The sequence below is a fragment of the Microbacterium sp. AZCO genome, from assembly GCF_039614715.1.
Lineage (GTDB): Bacteria > Actinomycetota > Actinomycetes > Actinomycetales > Microbacteriaceae > Microbacterium.
Genome location: NZ_CP154857.1, coordinates 2,941,457 through 2,960,427 on the forward strand (window position 1 = coordinate 2,941,457; position 18,971 = coordinate 2,960,427).

The following is an 18,971-nucleotide window of genomic DNA, read 5'->3' on the forward strand; positions in this document are numbered from 1 at the left end:
GCCGAGGGTCAGGACTTGGCGCCGTTGATCGTCGCCTCGTCGATGCCGATCCCCTCGACGCCGAACTCGGCGAGGATCTTCTTGTACGTGCCGTCGTCCATGAGCGACTGCAGCGCCGCCTGGATCGCCTCGGCCAGAGCCGCGTTGTCCTTCAGGACGCCGATGCCGTTGAGCGTGGCGTTGTATCCGGTGGGCGCCTCGGGGTCTTCGACGACCTCGAAGGTCTTGCCGTCGTTCGTCGTCTTGGCGACGTAGCCCGCGCTCGGCTTCGTGAGCAGCGAGGCGACGGCCTTCCCCGCCGTGATCGCCAGCTGAGCGTCGGAGTCGGAGGGGAACTCGGCGAGCGCGATGGGCTCGAGGCCCTCCGCCTTGCACTCGGCCTGCCAGGTGTCGTTCACGAGGTCGACCTGGCTCGTCGCCGTCTGCACGGCGACGTCCTTGCCGCAGAGGTCGAGGTACGTCTCGATCTCGTCGGGGTTGCCGGCGCGGGTCAGGATGCCGGTGCCCGACGCTGAGTAGTCCACGAAGGTCAGCACGTCCATGCGCTCCACGCTCGAGGTCATGGCCGACATCGTGACGTCGAAGTTCCCGGCCTGCAGGGCGGGGATGATCCCGTCGAAGCCCTGCTGGGCGAAGTCGAAGTCGATGCCGAGCTTGGCGCCGATCGCCTGACCGAGCAGGACGTCGACACCGGTGAGCTCGTCCGAACCCTCCTCGACGAACATCTCGAACGGCGCGTACGGAGCATCGGTCGCGACCTTGACCGCGCCGGCTGAGGCGATGTCGTCGGGAAGCAGCGCTTGTGCGTCCTCATCGACGTCGACGGTGACGCCCACGATCTCGACGCCGTCGACAGCGCTGTCGTTGGAGGGGGTTTCGGTTCCGGCGGCCGAGGCGCACCCGGCGACGAGGATGCCGGTCGCGGCGAGGGCGGCCGCTGCGAGGCCCGCGCGGCGAAGGCGGGGGGTGACGTGTTGCATCGTGGACCTTTCTCGTGGGCGCTCGACGGTGAGCGCCGCATCCATGATGTAACAGAAGTTACGGAATCTCAATAGGAGTGCAGATTTGTAATACCAGTTCCGAGGCGCCGGAACCCGAGAAGAAGCGTAATCGCTCCGCCGGCAACGCCGGCGGAGCTGGGGAGGGATCGCCTGAGGAGGACGGCGGGACTTCGTAGGGGTGACGTATCACGCGTCGCGTGCGCAGCGGAAGCCGATGTGCGTCGTCGAGGTGTCGTCGGCCTGCGGCGAGCGAGCGGCCGGCCGGAACCGCAGGCAGTAGTCCGGGGAGCACAGGTACGACCCGCCCTTGAGCACGCGCCGCGGCACGCGCGAGCCGGGCTCGGCGCTCGCGGCGGGGAGCAGCTCGGAGCGAGCGCCGCGCTCGACGGGTCGGCCGCCCGGCACGACATGGCGCGGCGAGTAGTAGTCGCTCGTCCGCTCCCAGACGTTGCCGATCGTGTCGAAGAGCCCGTACCCGTTCGCCGGGTACGAGCCGACGGGCGCCGTGGAGGCTCCGAACCGACCTTGATTGTCGTAGGGGAATCGGCCGATCCAGGTGTTGGCGCGCGCCTCGCCGCCGGGGAAGGGCTCGTCGCCCCAGGCGAACGGCGCGTCCGGCCCGCCCCCGCGTGCGGCGTACTCGAACTCCGTCTCCGAGGGCAGCCGCTTGCCGGCCCACCGGGCGTACGCCTCGGCATCCTCGAAGGCGACCTGTACGACCGGATGCGCCATCCGGTCGTCGATCGACGAGTCCGGGCCCTCGGGATGCCGCCACTGCGCGCCGGGCTCCCACCGCCACCACTGGCGCCACTCGCGCAGATCCACCGGCCCGGCGGTGGCTGTGAAGACGAGCGAGCCGGGGACGAGATCCTCGGCGGGGAGATCGGGATAGTCGGATGCCGCGAGCGCCCTCTCCGCGACCGTCAGATACCCGGTGTCGGCGACGAAACGCGCGAAGTCGGCGTTCGTCACCTGGTGGCGGTCGATCCAGAACGGCTCGACGACGCGCGCGTGGGCGGGCCGCTCGTCCGGGTAGAAGTCATCGCTTCCCATCGTGAACGACCCGCCCTCGAGCAGGACCATCGGCCCAGCGGCATTCCTCACAGGTCAAGCCTCTCAGTCATGCGCGTGAGGCGCGACGCCCATGGTGAAGACGACCCCCGCGCCGAGGTCCCGGACGAGGGAGGGGCAGAACCTCGGAGCGGGGGTCGGGTCTCAGGATGCGCGCGCCGGCGCGGTGTAGGCGATGTGCACGCGGTCGATCTGCCCGTCGAAGGCGAACGGCATCCGGTCCGCGTACGCCCGTGAGACGGCGCCGCCGTATGCGCGCCCGATGTCGAGGCAGTCGTTCGCCGAGAAGAGGAGCGGCGCACTCACCGGCACGACCCCCGAGCCCACCTCCGACCCGTCGACGCGGAGGACGACCTGAAGAGGTCCGCCCGGCTTCGGCTCGACGTAGCTGGTCTCGATCTCGATCGTCACGGTGCCGGCAGGCAGGGGCTCGGCGGCCGTCACGATCGTCCGCTGCACGAGGAACAGGTTGTACTCGTACGTGAGGATGCCGTCGACGACGTACGCCGTGAGCCCTCCGCCCGCGCCGCCGAGCTTGTACAGGACGCCGTTCGCCGTCTCGCCCACGGTCGCCGTGATGGTGACGGTGTTGGGCTTGTTCCCGAGCGCCGGTGCGCAGAACTCCGGCACGCGGGTCGTGTCGCCCGACATCTCCCATTCCGTGTACGGGGGCGAGAGTCGGAGCTCGGGGTGCAGCGGCGCGATCCAGAGACCGCCCCCGATGGGCAGCACCTTGTTCTTCGCCGCCTCGATCGCGAACAGCTCCTTGAGCGCGGCGAGCTTCTCGGGATGCTGGTCGGCGAGGTCACGGGCCTGGCTCCAGTCCTCATCGAGGTTGTAGAGCTCCCACCGGTCCTCGTCGGGAGTCCACGTCGTGATGCCCGGCGGGAGTCCCGGCACCCACGGCAGCCGGGGACCCGGCGTCGACGCCATCCAGCCGTCCTCGTAGATCGAGCGGCTCGCCATGACCTCGAAGTACTGCACGCGGTGACGACCCGCCGCCGTCTTGTCGTCGATGGAGTAGGCGAAGCTGGTGCCGTCGATCGGATCCTGATGGATGCCGTTGACGGTCTCGGGAGCTGTGATGCCGAGGATCTCGTAGAGCGTGGGCGCGACGTCGATGACGTGGTGGAACTGCGTGCGCGGCACGGGATCGTGCTCGATGTGCCCCGGCCACTGGATGAACATGGGGTTGCGCGTTCCGCCCAGGTGCGAGGCCATGAGCTTCATGCCCTGGTACGGCGTCGAGCCCGCCCACGCCCACGCGGCGTGGTACTGGTTGTCCGTCGCGGGCGTGCCGAGGGCGTCGAGCCCGCCGAGCTCCTCGAGTGCCGCGAGATGCTGGTCGATCGTCGTCGGGATCATGTTCTGCGCCAGCAGCTCGCTGATCGTGCCGTTCTGCCCCTCACCCGACGAGCCGTTGTCGCCCCAGATGTAGATGACGATGGTGTTGTCGGTGTAGCCGAGCCGCTCGAGCTCGTCGACGAGTCGACCGGCCTGCACGTCGGCGTGCTCGCCGAATCCGGCGCACACCTCCATGAGGCGCGCCTGGAACGGCTTCTGGTGGTCGGGGATGTCGTCCCAGCCCTGCAGGGACTCGGGGCGAGGCGTGAGCTCCGCATCCTCCGGAACCCACCCCGCGGCCTTCGCGCCGGCGAGCGCCTCCTCGCGGTAGACGTCCCAGCCGTCGTCGAAGGCCCCCGCGTACTTGTCCGACCACTCCTTCATGATGTGGTGCGGGCCATGGATCGCGCCGGTCGCCCAGTACATGAAGAAGGGCTTGTCGGGTGACAGCGCCTTGTGATCGCGCAGCCAGGCGATCGCGTCGTCGGCGATGTCCTCGCTCAGGTGGTAGCCGTCCTCGGGGGACTTCGGCGGGAGGACGCTCGTGGTGTTGCGCACGAGATTGGGCTCGTACTGCGAGGCCTCTCCCGCGAGGAAGCCGTAGAAGTACTCGAAGCCGTTGCCGGTGGGCCAGTTGTCGTAGGGCCCGGCCTTCGTCGTCTCCTCGGCCGGCGTGTTGTGCCACTTCCCCCAGGCGGCCGTCGAGTAGCCGTAGTTGCGGAGCACCTCGGCCATCGTCGCGCTGCTCTTGGGGATGTGCCCGGAGTACCCGTCCCAGTCGTTCGCGAGCTCGGCGATCTGGCCCGCGCCGACGCGGTGGTGGTTGCGCCCCGTGAGCAGCGCGGCGCGGGTGGGCGAGCACATGGATGTGGTGTGGAAGCGGTTGTACCCGATGCCGCCCTGACGGATGCGGTCGAGCGTCGGGGTGTTCACCTTGCCGCCGAGCGGCGCCGGCAGCGCAGGACCGGCATCGTCGATGAGGACGATGAGCACGTTCGGCGCACTGTCGTTCAGGCGCTGCGCGGGTGGCAGCGGCGAGTAGGTGGACTCGCCCAGCGTGCGCCCCGCATAGCTGCCGGACGGCTTGGGCGGGAAGGGCAGCGTTCGTGCTGGAGGCAGCGGCTCCCCGATCACCGATGTCGTTTCGTCCGTCATCATCTCTCCTCGTCTCGAGAGGCCGGCGCGAGACCACGCCCCCGGTGAACAGGCCTGCGTTCTCTTCCTAGCGAAGGAGCCCTGCCCCGAGGGGGCGAGATCCGGAACGTCACCCGCTGAGTGTGAGAGTGCGCTCAGGGCGTCTGCGGATCCCGGGATGCCTCTTCCCGGGCGTTGCGGCGGAGCGCCTCCGCTCGCTCGTAGGCGGTCTCGATCGACTCGGACAGCCGCGGCGTCTCGACGATCACATTCTCCGCGCCGAGGTGCTCGAGCCGACCGGTCCTCGTCAGGAGGGCCGCGAAGCGCGGCGGGACGCCGCTCAGCACGAGGAAGACCCCCTCTCGGCGCAGGTCGGCGACGATCCGGTCGAGAGCCTTGAGGAACGTCGCGGACGGCACCATCGGCGAGCCCCGCATCGACAGCACGATCGCGGCATCCGTCGTCCCCTTCACGAGCGGCCAGTCCTCCTCGAGCCGATTGACCTCGGCGAAGATGCTGCCTCCCGTGTAATGCAGCACGGTCGTGCGGTGACTCGGGAGCCGCGCGGGCAGGTCCTCCACGATCCAGCCGTCGCCGTCCCGGACGACGTGGATCATGCGGCCTGTGCGCGACAGGGCGACGACGCTCAGGATGATGGAGATTCCGGCGCCGATGAAGATCGCCTGCTGCAGCGGGAGCTCCGTCGTCGCGGCGAAGGTCACGATCAGGGCCGCCGCGGACAGCGCCGACGTGCGGAAGACCAGGACGATGTCGGGCCATCGTCCGACGATGAGCTCAGCGCCGATGACGATCATCAGGCCGCCGATGACGGGCATCGGGATGTAGCCCGCGTAAGGGCCGACCAGCAGCACGATGAGGGCCAGCCAGATCCCGGCGAAGATGCCCGACCAGCGCGTTCCCGCGCCGGCGCTCGTGGCGACGCCCGTGCGCGACATGGAGCCGCCGGTGGGGAGCGCCGAGAAGAAGCCGCCGGCGATGTTCGCGAGACCCTGCGCGGTGAAGTCCCTCGAGGCGTCGGACCGCGACCCGTCCGGATTGGAGACCGCGGCGCTGATTCCCGCAGCCTGCGCCAGGGCGACGAGGGCGACCGCGACGGCGCCCGTCGCAAGGGCGGGGATCGCCGCGATGTCGGGCATGCTCAGGGGTGGCAGCGACCGGGGGATCGTCGCGATGTCGGAGACGTACTCGACGTCGACCCCGACGATGGCGACGGGCACGGTGACGACGACGAGCGCCACGAGCGTCGCGAGCGACTTCAGCGGCTTGATGAAGCGGACGAGGAACCAGACGACCACGGTGCTCGTCGATACGAGGACCGACGCCGGCTGCCACTGATCGATGTTGACGAGCGCGTTCACGACCTTGCCGAGCGTGTTGGAGCTCTGCGGGGAGTACCCGGTCGCGTCGTGGATGACGCCCGCCACGATCTGCAGCGCGATTCCGGTCGTGAAGCCCGTCATCACGGCGGTGGACACGTACGACATGACGGAGCCGAGCTTGAGCAGCCCCAGGATCAGCATGACGACGCCGACGAGCACGGTCAGTGTCGCGACGGCGCCCAGATCGCCGGGGTCCAGGCCCGCGCCGCTCAGCACGCTCTTCGACGTGAGGGCGATCGCGCTCGTGAGCGTCGTGACCATGAGCACGGTGCGCGCGAAGAGCGATCCGACGATCGTCGGAACGATCCCGGACCAGAGCCCGAGCGGCGCGGCAAAGTTGCCGATGCTCGCGTAGGCCATGCCCTCCGGGATCGAGAAGAGCCCGGTGACGAAGCCCGAGAGGACGTCGCGGCCCGTGGGCCTGCCGAGCCCACCCGAGCGGGGTCGCGGGCGAGGCGCAGTCGTATCCGTCACGGCGTCACGGTAACGGCTGCGGGCCCCGGGCGCGCAGGGGATGCCGGGAATCCTGCGAATGTCACCTTCGACAGGCGAGGGCAGAGCGCGTCGGCACGGTTCACGCGAGCCGGACCGGGGGTGAGCGCCACGCCTTTTCGTACGATTCGCGTGATGCCCTCCTCCCGCGTCGTCGGTAGTTTCACGAACGGCGTGTTCTCGACGGTGACCGGCACCGCGGGGGCGGGCCGAATTCTCCTGGTCATCCGAGAGGGATGCCGATCAGGGGGAGGGTGCATGACAGTGGCAGCGGTCGATACAGCGAGGTGGTCGAGGGCCGCGGAAGGTCCTCCGACTCGCGCCTCCCACCTGATCGAGCGTCCCACGCTCGTCGCGGAGCTCGAGCGGATCATCTCGCGTGAGCCGGTCACCGTCGTTGCGGCGCCCTCCGGGTGGGGCAAGACGGTGGCCCTTGTCGAATGGGCGACGCTGAGCCCCCTCGAGGTCGCCTGGCTCACCGTGGCGCCACTCGACGAGGAGTCCGTCGACCTCGCGCTCGTCTCGGCCGTCGAGCAGTCAAGCCTTCGGTCCGGGCCGGCGACGCGCGACCGTATCGAGCTCGCGCTGGCGCAGCGCACCTCTCCCCTCGTCATCGTCCTCGACGACGCGCAGCACGCCGAGGCGAGCATCCGCTCCGGCCTCCTCGCCGGCCTTCTCGCGCAGCCGCTGCCGGGGCTTCACCTCGTGTTCGCGGGCACGGCGGCTCTCGAGCTCACGGCCGGACTGACTCCGGACGTGGACGCCGGCCGGCTCGCGTTCGCGGTCGAGGAGATCGAGGCGCTCGCGTCGGGTGTGGGGAGCGCGGTCGACGCGAAGGCGCTCCACCACGAGACGGGCGGCTGGCCCGTCGCCGTGCGGCTGCTGCTCTCGGCCGAAGCGAACCGGCAGGATGCCCGCGCCCGGCGGACGAACGAGCTCATGCACGAGTACGTGCGCGATGTCGTGCTCGCCGACCTCGATCGGGATCTGGCCGCCTTCGTGCTCGACGCGACCATCTGCGACGAGGTCACTCCCCGCCTCGCCGGAGTGGTGACGGAGCAGGTGCATGCGGCGACCCAGCTCGAGCGGTGCCGTCGACTGGGCCTGGCAGAGCGGGTCGACGCAGGCGCCGGGACCCCCGTCTACCGGTGGCGTCCGCTGATCGCACGACAGTGCCGCGAGGTGCTTGCCGAGCAGAGGCCCGGTCGCTCGGCGGTGCTCCGACGGCGCGCGGCCACCGCGCTCAGGGAGTCCCGCCCGCTCGAGGCCGCGGCGCACTTCCTGGCAGTCGGGGACGCCGAGGCGGCCGCGCGCGTGATCCAGGACTCGTGGCTCTGGCTGCTGCTGACCGGCTCCGCGGACGCTGTCGAACGCCTCGGCGTGGCGCTGCCGACGTCTGTCGCGAGCGGACCCGCTCTGCAGCTGATCCGGGCGTGCGCCCGGGAGGTCATGGGTGAGCGGCGCGCAGCGCGGGAGCTGTTCGAGACGGCGGAGGCGGCGGCATCCACCGACCCCTCGTATCGACGCCAGCGCGAACTCGCGCTGCTGCTCCTCGTGGACGGGCGTGAGGAACTCGCGGAGGCGGCCGCACCCGCTCGCATGCAGCTTCACGACGATCGACGCAGTCCGCGGGAGCAGGCGGCCATCGCTCTGCTCATCGCCTGGACCGAGGCGCGGGTCGGAGCGAGTATCGACGCCCTTCTGACGGCGCTCGCCGTCGCCGAGCGCAAGGCCGAAGTCGTCGGCGACGAGGAGATTCCGCGCATGGCGCATGAGCTGCGCGTCTACGCGCTCGCCTGGGCCGGGCGGCTGACGGAAGCGCGCGTGCAGCTCGCGTCGCTCAGCGCGGAGGCATCCGGATCGTGGGAGCGCTATGTCGGGCCCACGCGCGACGTCGCCGAAGGCCTCGTCGCGCACCTGAGCGGCGATCTGCCTGCGGCCCGACGCGCGTTCCGCCGTGCCATCAGTGCGGGACCGAACCGGGCCCCCTTCACGAACCTCGCGCGCGTCCTGCTGGTCGCGACGGCCGCCGCCTCGGGCGACCTCCGCCAGTGCCGTCGAGCAGCCCTGCACCTGCGGTTCGTGCCGCGCGTCGAGGTGCAGGGCATCGCGTGGCCGGCCCTGCGGCAGGCGATGCTGGGCAGCATGGAGCTCGCGGCGGGCGAGTTCGCACGCGCGGTGCCGCTGGCTCAGGCCGGCACGGAAGCACCCTTGACGCCGATCGCCGCGGTCGCGGTCGCCGGGGTGCTCCGCCGCACCGGCCGCCTCGACGAGGCGCTGGGTGCGCTCGCATCGACCACGGGCCCCGACGTCGCCGCCGTTCGGGTCGAGACGCGGCTCACGATGGCCGTCCGCGAGCTTCGGCAGGAGCGCGCGGATGCCGCGCACGCGCTGCTCGACCGGGCGCTCGCCGTCGCCGCTCCCGAACGGATGAGCCTCCCGTTCACGACGGCGGAGCCCCGCCTGCGCGAACTCATGGAGCGGCACCTCGACCGCGGCGGACTCCACGTCGAGTTCCTCCGCGGATGCCTCGGCGCCCAGCCGGAGGAGGCCGCGGCGAGGGGTCTCTCGCGACGGGAGCAGGAGGTTCTGGGCTACCTGCGCACCCACCTGACGACGACCGAGATCGCCTCCCGTCTCGGCCTGTCGCACAACACGGTGAAGACGCACCAGAGCCACATCTACCGCAAGCTCGGAGTCACTTCGCGACGGGAGGCCATGCGCTCAGCCTGACATCGGACGCCGGCTCTCGTTTGAGGGCCCACCGGCGAAGCCCTAGCATGCACAGATGGGTGATGCGACAGGGCTGTGGACAACTGCGCCCCCGGACCTGAACCAGGCGCTCCTCGACGGCAAGACGACGCTCCCCGCTCCCCGCCGCGACGCCGTGAGCCGCCGCGACCTGATCGAACGCGCGCGCGAGAGCGGATGCCGCATCGTGGCGGTCACGGCACCCGCAGGGTACGGGAAGTCGACGATGCTCGCCGAGTGGACCACCCTCGAGGACCGCCCCCTCGCGTGGGCGTCGATCGATCGCCTGGATGACGACCCGGCGGCACTCCTGTCGCTTCTCGCGACGGCCACGGCCGACCTCGGCGCCGACGGCGACCGCGTCATCGCCGAGATGCGCGGGGTCGGCACGTCGATGCTCGGGCGCTCGGCACCCATGCTCGCCCACTCCTGGTCCGGCGCAGCGGAGCCGTTCGTGCTTTTCATCGACGATCTCCATCTCGCCGCTTCGACGGACTGCAGGGATGCGCTCGAGATCGTGCTGTCCGGTGTGCCGGAGGGCAGCCAGGTCGTGATCGGGAGCCGCCGTGGTCATGACTTCCTGGCACGGCTGCGCGCCGAGGGACGCGTTTTCGACGTCACCGAGGAGCACCTGCGGATCGATGCGACCGGCGCGCGCACGATCTTCGCGGCCGCCGACGTGGATGCCGCCGAGGAGGACGTCGCGTCGGCCGTCGAGCGGTGCGAGGGGTGGCCGACGGGCATCTTCCTCTGCGCACTGGCCGCGGCCGACGGCGCCGACCTCGACATCGTCGGCGACGACCGGCTCGTCGCCGACTACCTCTACCGGGAGTGTCTCGCCGGCCTCGAACCCGGGTTGCAGCAGTTCCTGCGCGAGACCGCGATCCTCGACCAGCTGTCCGGGCCGCTGTGCGACGCCGTGCGCGACGCAGGAGATTCGCACGAGATGCTCCGCATGCTCGATGACCTCAACCTCTTCCTCGTGCCGCTCGACCGGAGGCGCCGGTGGTTCCGCTACCACGCCCTCTTCCGCGAATTCCTGCTCGCCGAGCTCGAGCATCGCGATCCCCCCGCCGTCGCGCGCGGTCATCTGCGAGCCGCCGACTGGTTCGAGGGGCAGGGCGCGCCTCAGCGGGCCCTGGAGCATCTGCTCACCGCCGGCGATCGCACGCGGTCGCCCCTCCTCGTCGGCGAACTCGCGCTTCCCACGTATCAGCGCGGCGAGGTCGCCGTCGTCGCCCGTTGGCTGGCGGACCTCGGCGACGCGACAGTCGAGGCGTTCCCGCCGCTCGTCGTGATCGCGGCGTGGGTCTCGATCCTGCTCGGCATCTCACCAGCCTCCGAGCGCTGGGCCGCGACACTCGAGCGGCTCGACGTGCACGATCCGCCGACCGTCGAGCGTGGCGGCATCGACTCCGACCGGTCGATGATCCGGGCCGCGATGTGCGTCGACGGTCCCGAGAGAGCGCTCGCCGACGCGCAGTACGCCGTGCAGCACGAGCCCGAGTGGAGCCCGTGGCGCCCCCAGGCGCTGCACCTGCTCGGTTCGGCGATCCGCCTCGTAGGCGGTGCCGAGGAGGACGCCGCCGCGGCCTTCCGCGAGGCGATCCGCTGCGCCCCGCTCGTCGGCGATCCGGACTCGGTCGTGCTGAGCGAGGCCGAGCTCGCGATCCTGGCCATCGGCCGGGGCGACTGGGCGACCGCCGATCGGCATGCCGCCGCGAGCCGCAGGGCGATCGACGACAATCACCTCGAGGGCTACGGCACCACAGCCCTGGGGCTCGCCGTCAGCGCGCGCATCGCGATCAGGAACGGCGAAAGGGATGCGGCGCCCCGCCTGCTCGCGCGCGCCATGCGCACGCGCGTGGGGACGACCCACGTGCTGCCGTTCTTCGCGATGCGGACGCGGCTGCAGCTCGCGCTCTGCTACGCGGAGTTGAGCGACAACGCCGCCGCCCTGCAGCTGCTGGGCGAGATCGATGACCTGCTGCGGCTTCGGCCGCGTGTCGGCACGCTCGTCGATGAGATCGAGGCCTTCCGCGCACAGGTGACCGGCAATCCCGGACGCGTGTCGTCGGTGCCCCTCACTCCCGCCGAGCTCCGAGTGCTGCCCTACCTGCAGACCCATCTCACGATCGCAGAGATCGGCGAGCGCCTCTTCCTCTCGCGCAGCACGGTGAGCTCGCAGACCACCTCGATCTACCGCAAGCTCGGCGCCAGGACCCGCAGCCAGGCCGTGGCGCGGGCGATGGAGCGGGGCCTTCTGGGCGAGTGACGGGGATGTGACCGTGGCACCCCTGGACGGTGTCGGTGCACACGGCGTTCACACCACCGGCGCGGGCATCCTGCTCAATCCGATGAGCTGATCGAGCGCCTCGGGCGGGATGGCGCCGTTGGTGAAGGCGAGGAATTGCTGCATGGGCATCGACTCCACCATCCGCAGCCCGTCCGGGTTCTGCTCGGCTTGCTGCTTCTGCTCGGGGGTCATGGATGACGCCATTCCCGCCATGAGGGCCGGACCGACCACCGGGTGCGCGATCCAGTCGCCGACGGAGGACTCCATGCTGAGCTCGCGGACGATACTGTCGCCGGTGAGCGGGACGACCTGTTCGCGGAGAACCGTCTCCGCGTCGGCGCATACCTGCACGGTGTAATCCCCCGAGGCGACCACCCAGTCGTCGCGCTCGATGTCCCAGTACGCGAACGCTCGCCGATCGAGGTCGAGGTTCGCCGTGCGGGACTCCCCCGGCTGCAACTCGACCTTCGCGAAGGATCGCAGTTCCCGCAGCGGGCGGCGGACGGGCCCGGCCGTCGTCGCGACGTACAGCTGGACCACATGCTTTCCTGCGACCGGCCCGGTGTTGCGGACGGTGACCTGGGCGGATGCAGAGTCGGGACCCGTGACCGCAACCTCGAGACCGGTGGTCTCGAAGGTGGTGTATGACAGCCCGTGCCCGAACGGGTAGCGCACGGGCACGCCCGCAGTGGTGTAGTAGCGGTAGCCGACGAAGATGCCCTCGCCGTAGTGGACGTGCCCCTGCTCGCCGGGGAAGTTCAGCCAGCTGGGGTTGTCTTGCAGTCGCAGCGGGATCGTCTCGGCGAGGTGGCCCGAAGGGTTGACCACGCCGAACAGGATGTCAGCGACGGCACCTCCGCCGGCCTGACCGAGGAGGAAGCCCTCGACGATGGCGTCGACATCGTCGTGCCAGCCTTCGAGCGAAACGATGCCGCCGTTGGAGAGGACGACGACCGTTTTCGTGCTCGTCGCCGCGACCTCACGGATGAGCTGGACCTGCGACTCGGGAAGCTGGATGGTGGTGCGGTCGTATCCTTCCGACTCCTCGCGCTCGCTGAGGCCTGCGAAGACGACGGCGACGTCCGCGCTCGTTGCGGTCGCGACGGCGTCCTGGCGGAGCTTCTCCGCCTCCGCGGCGTCAGCGTCCGGGCTGAGCGAGAACCCTCGGGCGTGGACGACCTGGACGTTTCGCGCCCCCGCGAGGTTCCGGATCTCTTCGAGGGGGATGTCGGTGCGGGTGGCATTGAGGTGCGAACTCCCCCCGCCCTGATAGCGGGGCTCGGTGGCGAATTCGCCGATGACAGCGACCGTGGTGCGGGGTGTCAGTGGGAGCGCGGTGTCGTTCTTGAGCAGAACGACCGAGCCGGCCGCGACCTCACGCGCGACACGATGGTGCGTGTCGACGGGGATCTCCGAGCCGGACTGCCGGGGGCGCTCAGTGAGGGCGAGAACCCGGCGGACGGATGCGTCTACCAGCGTCTCGTCCAACGAGCCCGACGCGACGGCGTCGACGATCTGTGCATCGGTGGCGCCGTTGCTGCTCGGCATCTCCAGGTCCATGCCGGCGCGCACGCCCTCGACGCGATCGCTGACAGCTCCCCAGTCCGAGATCACGGCACCTCTGTAGCCCCAGTCGCCTCGGAGGACCTCGGTGAGGAGCCGACGGTTGTGCGAGGCCGGGACGCCGTTGATCCGGTTGTAGGAGCACATGACCGTGGCGGGGCGAGCCTCTGTCACGACGCGCTCGAACGCCGGGAGGTAGATCTCGCGGAGAGTTCGGTCGTCCACGTCAGCGCTGACCCGCATGCGCTCGGTCTCCTGATTGTTGGCCGCGAAGTGCTTCACGGAGGCGCCGGGTCCGACGTGCTGGAGCGCCGTGACGTACGCCGCACCGAGCACGCCCGAGATCAGGGGATCTTCCGAGTAGTACTCGAAGTTCCGGCCGCACAGCGGGGAGCGCTTGATGTTCACACCGGGCCCGAGCACGATGTCCACACCGAAGCTCACGGCTTCCTCCGCGACCCCCGTTCCCACGGCGGCGGCAAGCTCCGGATCCCAGCTGGAACCCACCGCGACAGCGGGAGGAAAGCACGTGGATGGGCTGCTGTGCCCGATTCCCAGGTGGTCGGAGTCTGCTTCCTGGTAACGGATGCCGTGCGGGCCGTCAGCCATCGTGACCGAGCGGATGCCGGCCTCTTCGATGGGCTTGGTGGAGCCCCAGTCCCGGCCGGAGAGCAGCGATGCCTTGTGTTCGATGCTGAGGAGCGAAAGGTCGTCGGTCATGGCGGTGGCTCCCTGTCAGATGGTGGCGAGTGCGGTGCGGAGGTCGGAGCGGAGCTCCTCGGGTGCGCCGGGAATGTAGTCGAGCATCGCGTTGACGGACATGCCCGCCGCTTCAGCGGCATTCCCGTCGAGCGGGATGCCCGGGAAGTGGACAGCGAACGCTGCAGTGAACGCTCGCCATGCCGCCGGGTCGTCGGCGATCTCCTTGAGCGTCGAGTCCAGCGAGTAGGAACGTGACTCGACGGACGCGGGCACCTGGTACGTCCAGGAGTGCTCCCCACCGCCGATCTCGATGACGGCGTCGTCCGGGTGGAACGGCAGGGCCACCTCGGCGCTGGTGCCCTGCGGGATGGTGACCGCGACGGCCATGGTCTGGCCGGTGAGATCCCAGGAGACGTCGACGGTGCCGGCCGGGATGACGTGGCGCAGGTGAGCGGAGGTGAGCTTGCCGCCCGGAAGCGGTGCGATCCGCATCCGCGTGTACCCCGGCTCGACCGCGGTGAGACCGCCGATGGTGCGGTGCATCCAGTCCACGACCGCCCCCAGGGCGTAGTGGTTCAGTGACGTCATCCCGGACGGATTGATCGTCCCGTCGGGGCGGATGGAGTCCCAGCGTTCCCAGATCGTGGTCGCGCCCATGGTGACCGGGTACAGGAACGAGGGGCATCCGGTCTCCAGCAGGAGAAGGTACGCCGCGTCGAGGTGTCCGGTGCTGGAGAGCGCGTCGGTGACGAGCGGTGTCCCCGCGAACCCGGTCGAGATGCGGAACCCGGCCTTGGCGACCAAGGCCGCCAGGAGGTCGCCGGCGTGCCGGCGCTGCTCGCCGTCGAGGATGTCGAACGCGATGGCGAGCGCGTACGCCGTGGAGGTCTCACCCGCGACCCGCCCGCTGGGTGTGACGTACTCGCGAAGGAATGCCGATCGCACACGCTCTGCGAGGGCCTCGAACTCGGCGGCATCCTGGACATGACCGAGTATGCGGGCGGTGTCGGCCATCTGTCGCGTGGTCTTGCAGTAATAGGCCGAAGCGACCAGGTAGCGGTCGGTCTTGCCGCCGGCGGGGTTGTCCATGGGGGCGTCCGGATCCAGCCAGTCACCGTACTGGAAGCCCGTGCTCCAGAGGCCGTCCTCGTCGAGGACATCAGCGACCTGGCGCGTGAACGCGGTCATGGATTCGTACGCGTCGGCAAGGATGCTTTCATCGCCGTACTCGCGGTACAGCGTCCACGGCAGACTGACCGCGACATCGCTCCACAAGGCTGTGGCGGGCGACGCGTTGGAGAGCACGTCGGGCACGACCCACGGCACCGTGCCGGTGGCCTTCTGCTCGGCTGCGAGATCCTTCAGCCACGAGCCGAGCACGCCTCGCACGTCGTAGAGGAAAGCGGCTGACGGGCCGAACGCGTTGATGTCGCCCGTCCATCCCAGACGTTCGTCGCGCTGCGGGCAGTCCGTGGGCACCCCCACGAAGTTGTCCCGCATCGACCACACCGCATTGGAGTGGAGCTGATCAAGCAGCGGGTTCGACGTCTCGAGCCAGCCGATGCGGGTCATGTCGGAGTGCGTGACGACGGCGCGCACATTCGCGGGGTCGACCGTTCCGGGCCATCCCTCGATCTCGACGTAGCGGAAGCCGTGGAACGTGAAGCGGGGCTCCCAGGTGTCCGTTCCGCCGGCGGAGATGTACCTGTCGGTGCTCTTCGCGGTGCGGACGGTCTCCATGTCGATCTCCCCATCGATCATGACTTCCGCGTGGCGCAGCGTGATGACCGTGCCTTCGTCTGCGGTGACGGTGATGCGAACCCGGCCGGAGAGGTTCTGACCGAAATCGACCACGGTCTTCCCGGACGGCGTCGTGATGACGGCTACGGGCTCGAGCTCCTCGACGCGACGGATGGGCTCCGCGGAGGAAAGCGTCAGCGTCTCCAGCGGCCAGTCGACGACCTCCACTCCGGTCCATCCGGAATCGTCGAAGCCGGCTCGGTCCCAGCCCTGGGGTTCCAGACGAGCGTCGAACGTCTCACCGTCGTAGATGCTGTTCTCCCTGACTCCGCCCGTGCCCGCGCGGAAGTCGAGATCGCTGCCGATGACGTCGGTCCGGTCGGGGTATTCCAGCTCGAGCTCGGCGTACAGCGCTGGGCGGTTCGCGTAATGGTTGCGCTTGTTCTCCCAGCCCAGTCGACCCAGCGCCCACCCATCCCCCACGATGGCGCCGAGCACGTTGCTGCCGACGACGATCGCGTCGGTCACATCATGCTCCGACTCGACGAGACGATGTGTGTACGACGTCCATCCCGGTGCGAGAACCTCGTCGCCGACGACGGCACCGTTGATGCGCGCCTCCACCACGCCCAGAGCGGTGATCCGGAGCGTGGCGCGCACGGGTTCTTCGTCGACGGTGAACGCGCGGCGCAGGTACGTCGCCGGATCACCCTCCTGTCCGGTCGCGGCCTGCGAGGCGATGAACATGCCGTGTGTCGCGGTCGTCATTGATGTGGGTCCCTCTCGAGTCTGGGGAATTCGGGGTGGTCTCAGCGGACGGAACGGATGCGGAGCACGACCGTCCCCGCGATCACGGTCAGTGCGGCGGCGATGATGAACAGGAGCGTGTAGTTGCGCTCCTCGCCGGTGACGCCGATCAGCAGGATTCCAGAGGCGACGAGCGGCGCGATCGACTGCGGGATCGAGGTGGCGAAGCCGGTGATTCCCATGAAGCGGCCGGCGTCGGTTTCACGCTCGGGGAGGACGTCCAGCAGCAGTGCCTGGTCGACGGCGGCGAACAGGCCCAGCCCGACGGAGGCCATGAGGGATCCGGCGACGAGCGTGACCACGTCGCCCGAGAACGCCTGGGTCAGCATCCCGGCTGCCATGATCAGGCCTCCGAGGAGGACGAAGATCCGGCGGCGCTTGAGCCGGTCCGACAGGAATCCACCGCCGATGGCTCCCAGAGTGACCGCGAGGATGCCGCCCAGGCTCACCGAGGCGATGATGCCGGTGACTGCCTCCACCGTGATGCCCAGCCGCTCGGCGAAGAAGAACGCCGTGTAGGTGCTGTTCAGGGTGATGCCGGAGTAGAAGAAGAAGCGGCCGAGCCAGTTCCACGCGAAATCCGGGTGCTTCCGGGGGTTGAACAGGTACTTGGCCAGCACCTGTCGCACTGTGATGGGGTCCTTCGGCAGGGTGCGCGCGTCATCCTCGTGCACGAGAGTGACGAACAACACGACGAAGAGCACGCCGACGGCGCCGGGCACAAGGAACAGCAGGATCGGGTCGCCGGTGAAGAACTGCGCCAGGATGACGCCGAAGACGGGCGCGATCTGCGTGGCGAAGCTGGTCAGACCGGCGACCTTTCCACGCTGGGATTCCGGAAGGCGGTCCGCCTGGGAGATGCTCAGGTTCGACAGCGTCGTCCCCCAGCCCCACTGGGCGAGAACCCACCCCAGCCCCAAGACCAGGGCGTTGGGCGCGAGCGCCATCACCAGGAGAGACAGGACGCCGACGATCATGCCGCCGATCATGAACGGACGTCGGCGCCCGATCCGCGTCCGAGTGCGGTCGCTCCAGATACCCATGAAAGGGGAGGTGAGCATCACGAACAGCGCACCCGCGCCGGTGATGAAGCCGAGGTACTCGGGGTGGCCCGGAGCGAGCGAGTTCACGCGGATCGTGAGCGAAATGGCCAGCGGTGTGATGAACGCCATGAACACGCCGAAGTTCGCCAGCACCATGAACCAGATGTAGCGAGGGCCCACCTTGGGCAGATCGCTCGGCGGCGCTTCGGTGATCTCCTCGACGGCGACGGCATCGAAGGCCGGCGGCGGGACTGTGAGCGGAAGCGGGGTGACGAGCGGGTCGTCTTTGCTGGGGGTCGTCATCAGGACTCCATCGTCTGGGATAGCTAGCACGCGCTAGTGATGATCAGGATGCTACGGTACGATCGCTAGCACGCGCAAGTGCCTGAGGAGGATCGATGCCGGAGACGACCGTCAAGCGAGTGACCGCCGCCGACGTGGCCCGCTCGCTGGGCCTGTCCCGGGCCACCGTCGGGTTCGTCCTCAACGAGACTCCGGGCCAGACGATCCCAGAAACCACCCGCGCTCGCGTGCTGGCCGAGGCGAAGCGCCTCGGATATCGGACCAACGCCGCCGCGCGGGCCCTGGCGAGCGGGCGGAGCAGGATCATCCTGCTCGTGCTGCCCGACTGGCCACTGGACTACAGCATGCGCAGCAACCTGGACGAGGCCTCCCTGGCCCTCGACCGGGCCGGCTACTCCCTCGTGACGATGACTCCCCACCCGGGGGGCCAGGCGCAGCCCCTGTGGGAGACGCTCCGACCCGACGTGGTGATCGGGATGGCCCCGTTCGAGGCCGACCGCCTGAAGGAGATCCGCAACAGCGGGGTGCAGCACATCATCCCACCCACCCCCGCAGGCGAGGCCGGCTCCTACGACGACCTCGGTTACGCCGAAGGACCGATGCTTCAAGTGGAGCACCTGCTTCAGCGCGGGCGCCGGCGACTGGCACTCGCGACATCCCCCGACCCTCGGGTCGCGGACCTGGTCGCGCAGCGGCGAGCACGAGCAGCGAAGACGCTCGAGGAACGCGCGGGATCCAGCTTCCTCCGCGAAGCCGCCATCACCGAATCCAACGCCGGCGAGACCGTCGCGCAGTGGATGGCCGCAGACATCGACGGCGTCGTCGCCTACAACGACGACATCGCAGCTCTCGTCCTGGGCGCCGCCTTGCGCGCCGACATCTCAATCCCCGGCAGCCTCGCGATCATCGGGCACGACGACACTCCCATCGCGCGACTCCTCGTGCCGGCGCTCTCGAGCGTGCGCCTCGACACCGCAGGCCTCGGCCGCTACCTCGCAGACCTCGCACTGAGCGCCGCCACCGGCTCCGCTCCCCCGGCCGCTGGACCCGAAACCGACGCGCACCTCGTGATCCGCGAGACCAGCTGAAGACAGTTCACCACGACGCTCCTTCGAGACCGCAAATCCGCCATCCGCTGCAATCGGGACAGCTAAAATCCCTGATCCGGAGGTAATTCTTTGGCGGAGACGGAGGGATTTGAACCCTCGGTCCCCTTGCGAGGACTCCACCTTAGCAGGGTGGTGCACTAGGCCTGACTATGCGACGTCTCCAGACATCCGAACGCCGAGACGTGGCGGATGCGCCTGGCAATCATACCCTGACG

Annotated in this window: 10 protein-coding genes and 1 tRNA gene; 3 read left to right on the forward strand and 8 right to left on the reverse strand. The window is 69.5% G+C overall.

Going from position 1 to position 18,971, the window contains the following annotated elements; all coding sequences use genetic code 11:
- Positions 1–8 precede the first annotated feature (8 nt).
- The 4 genes from AAIB33_RS13585 to AAIB33_RS13600 all read right to left on the reverse strand — a co-directional run bounded on the left by AAIB33_RS13585 (position 9) and on the right by AAIB33_RS13600 (position 6,424).
- Positions 9–980: an ABC transporter substrate-binding protein gene (locus AAIB33_RS13585; RefSeq protein ID WP_345800495.1), complete on the reverse strand. Its 972-nt coding sequence runs from the start codon at positions 978–980 to the stop codon at positions 9–11.
- A gap of 207 nt (positions 981–1,187) precedes the next feature.
- A complete protein-coding gene (locus AAIB33_RS13590; protein ID WP_345803438.1) occupies positions 1,188–2,084 on the reverse strand; it encodes a formylglycine-generating enzyme family protein in 897 nt (298 codons plus the stop codon).
- A gap of 132 nt (positions 2,085–2,216) precedes the next feature.
- Positions 2,217–4,571 carry an arylsulfatase gene (locus AAIB33_RS13595; RefSeq protein ID WP_345800496.1) on the reverse strand — a complete coding sequence of 785 codons (2,355 nt, stop codon included), beginning with the start codon at positions 4,569–4,571 and terminating at the stop codon, positions 2,217–2,219.
- Positions 4,572–4,705: 134 nt separating this feature from the next.
- Positions 4,706–6,424, reverse strand: a complete 1,719-nt coding sequence (locus AAIB33_RS13600; protein WP_345800497.1) for a SulP family inorganic anion transporter — start codon at positions 6,422–6,424, stop codon at positions 4,706–4,708.
- Positions 6,425–6,706: 282 nt separating this feature from the next.
- Between AAIB33_RS13600 and AAIB33_RS13605 the strand changes: the two genes are divergently transcribed.
- Complete coding sequence (locus AAIB33_RS13605) at positions 6,707–9,175, forward strand: LuxR C-terminal-related transcriptional regulator (RefSeq protein WP_345800498.1); 2,469 nt, start codon at positions 6,707–6,709, stop codon at positions 9,173–9,175.
- A gap of 55 nt (positions 9,176–9,230) precedes the next feature.
- Complete coding sequence (locus AAIB33_RS13610; protein WP_345800499.1) at positions 9,231–11,468, forward strand: LuxR C-terminal-related transcriptional regulator; 2,238 nt, start codon at positions 9,231–9,233, stop codon at positions 11,466–11,468.
- Positions 11,469–11,516: 48 nt separating this feature from the next.
- Here the strand turns inward: AAIB33_RS13610 and AAIB33_RS13615 are convergent, their stop codons facing one another.
- From AAIB33_RS13615 to AAIB33_RS13625, 3 genes are read right to left on the reverse strand one after another with little or no spacing between them, the layout of a single operon-like run.
- Positions 11,517–13,772, reverse strand: a complete 2,256-nt coding sequence (locus AAIB33_RS13615) for a glycoside hydrolase family 3 C-terminal domain-containing protein (protein ID WP_345800500.1) — start codon at positions 13,770–13,772, stop codon at positions 11,517–11,519.
- A 15-nt stretch (positions 13,773–13,787) separates the two neighbouring features.
- Positions 13,788–16,262 (reverse strand): family 78 glycoside hydrolase catalytic domain, encoded by a 2,475-nt coding sequence (locus AAIB33_RS13620; protein WP_345800501.1) that lies wholly within the window; start codon positions 16,260–16,262, stop codon positions 13,788–13,790.
- A gap of 41 nt (positions 16,263–16,303) precedes the next feature.
- On the reverse strand, positions 16,304–17,647 hold the full coding sequence (locus AAIB33_RS13625) for an MFS transporter (RefSeq protein ID WP_345800502.1): 1,344 nt from the start codon (positions 17,645–17,647) through the stop codon (positions 16,304–16,306).
- A gap of 95 nt (positions 17,648–17,742) precedes the next feature.
- Here AAIB33_RS13625 and AAIB33_RS13630 point away from each other — a divergent pair, with 95 nt between their 5' ends.
- Complete coding sequence (locus tag AAIB33_RS13630) at positions 17,743–18,735, forward strand: LacI family DNA-binding transcriptional regulator (protein WP_345800503.1); 993 nt, start codon at positions 17,743–17,745, stop codon at positions 18,733–18,735.
- Positions 18,736–18,826: 91 nt separating this feature from the next.
- Here AAIB33_RS13630 and AAIB33_RS13635 read toward each other — a convergent pair.
- Positions 18,827–18,918, reverse strand: a tRNA-Ser gene (locus AAIB33_RS13635).
- Positions 18,919–18,971: the final 53 nt, after the last annotated feature.

What these genes read in the sequence shown, in the direction of transcription:
- AAIB33_RS13585 (WP_345800495.1), bottom strand. Translation starts at nt 980, where the DNA reads ATGCAACACGTCACCCCCCGCCTTCGCCGCGCGGGCCTCGCAGCGGCC.
- AAIB33_RS13590 (WP_345803438.1), bottom strand. Translation starts at nt 2,084, where the DNA reads ATGGTCCTGCTCGAGGGCGGGTCGTTCACGATGGGAAGCGATGACTTC.
- AAIB33_RS13595 (WP_345800496.1), bottom strand. Translation starts at nt 4,571, where the DNA reads ATGACGGACGAAACGACATCGGTGATCGGGGAGCCGCTGCCTCCAGCA.
- AAIB33_RS13610 (WP_345800499.1), top strand. Translation starts at nt 9,231, where the DNA reads ATGGGTGATGCGACAGGGCTGTGGACAACTGCGCCCCCGGACCTGAAC.
- AAIB33_RS13615 (WP_345800500.1), bottom strand. Translation starts at nt 13,772, where the DNA reads ATGACCGACGACCTTTCGCTCCTCAGCATCGAACACAAGGCATCGCTG.
- AAIB33_RS13620 (WP_345800501.1), bottom strand. Translation starts at nt 16,262, where the DNA reads ATGACGACCGCGACACACGGCATGTTCATCGCCTCGCAGGCCGCGACC.
- AAIB33_RS13625 (WP_345800502.1), bottom strand. Translation starts at nt 17,647, where the DNA reads ATGACGACCCCCAGCAAAGACGACCCGCTCGTCACCCCGCTTCCGCTC.
- AAIB33_RS13630 (WP_345800503.1), top strand. Translation starts at nt 17,743, where the DNA reads ATGCCGGAGACGACCGTCAAGCGAGTGACCGCCGCCGACGTGGCCCGC.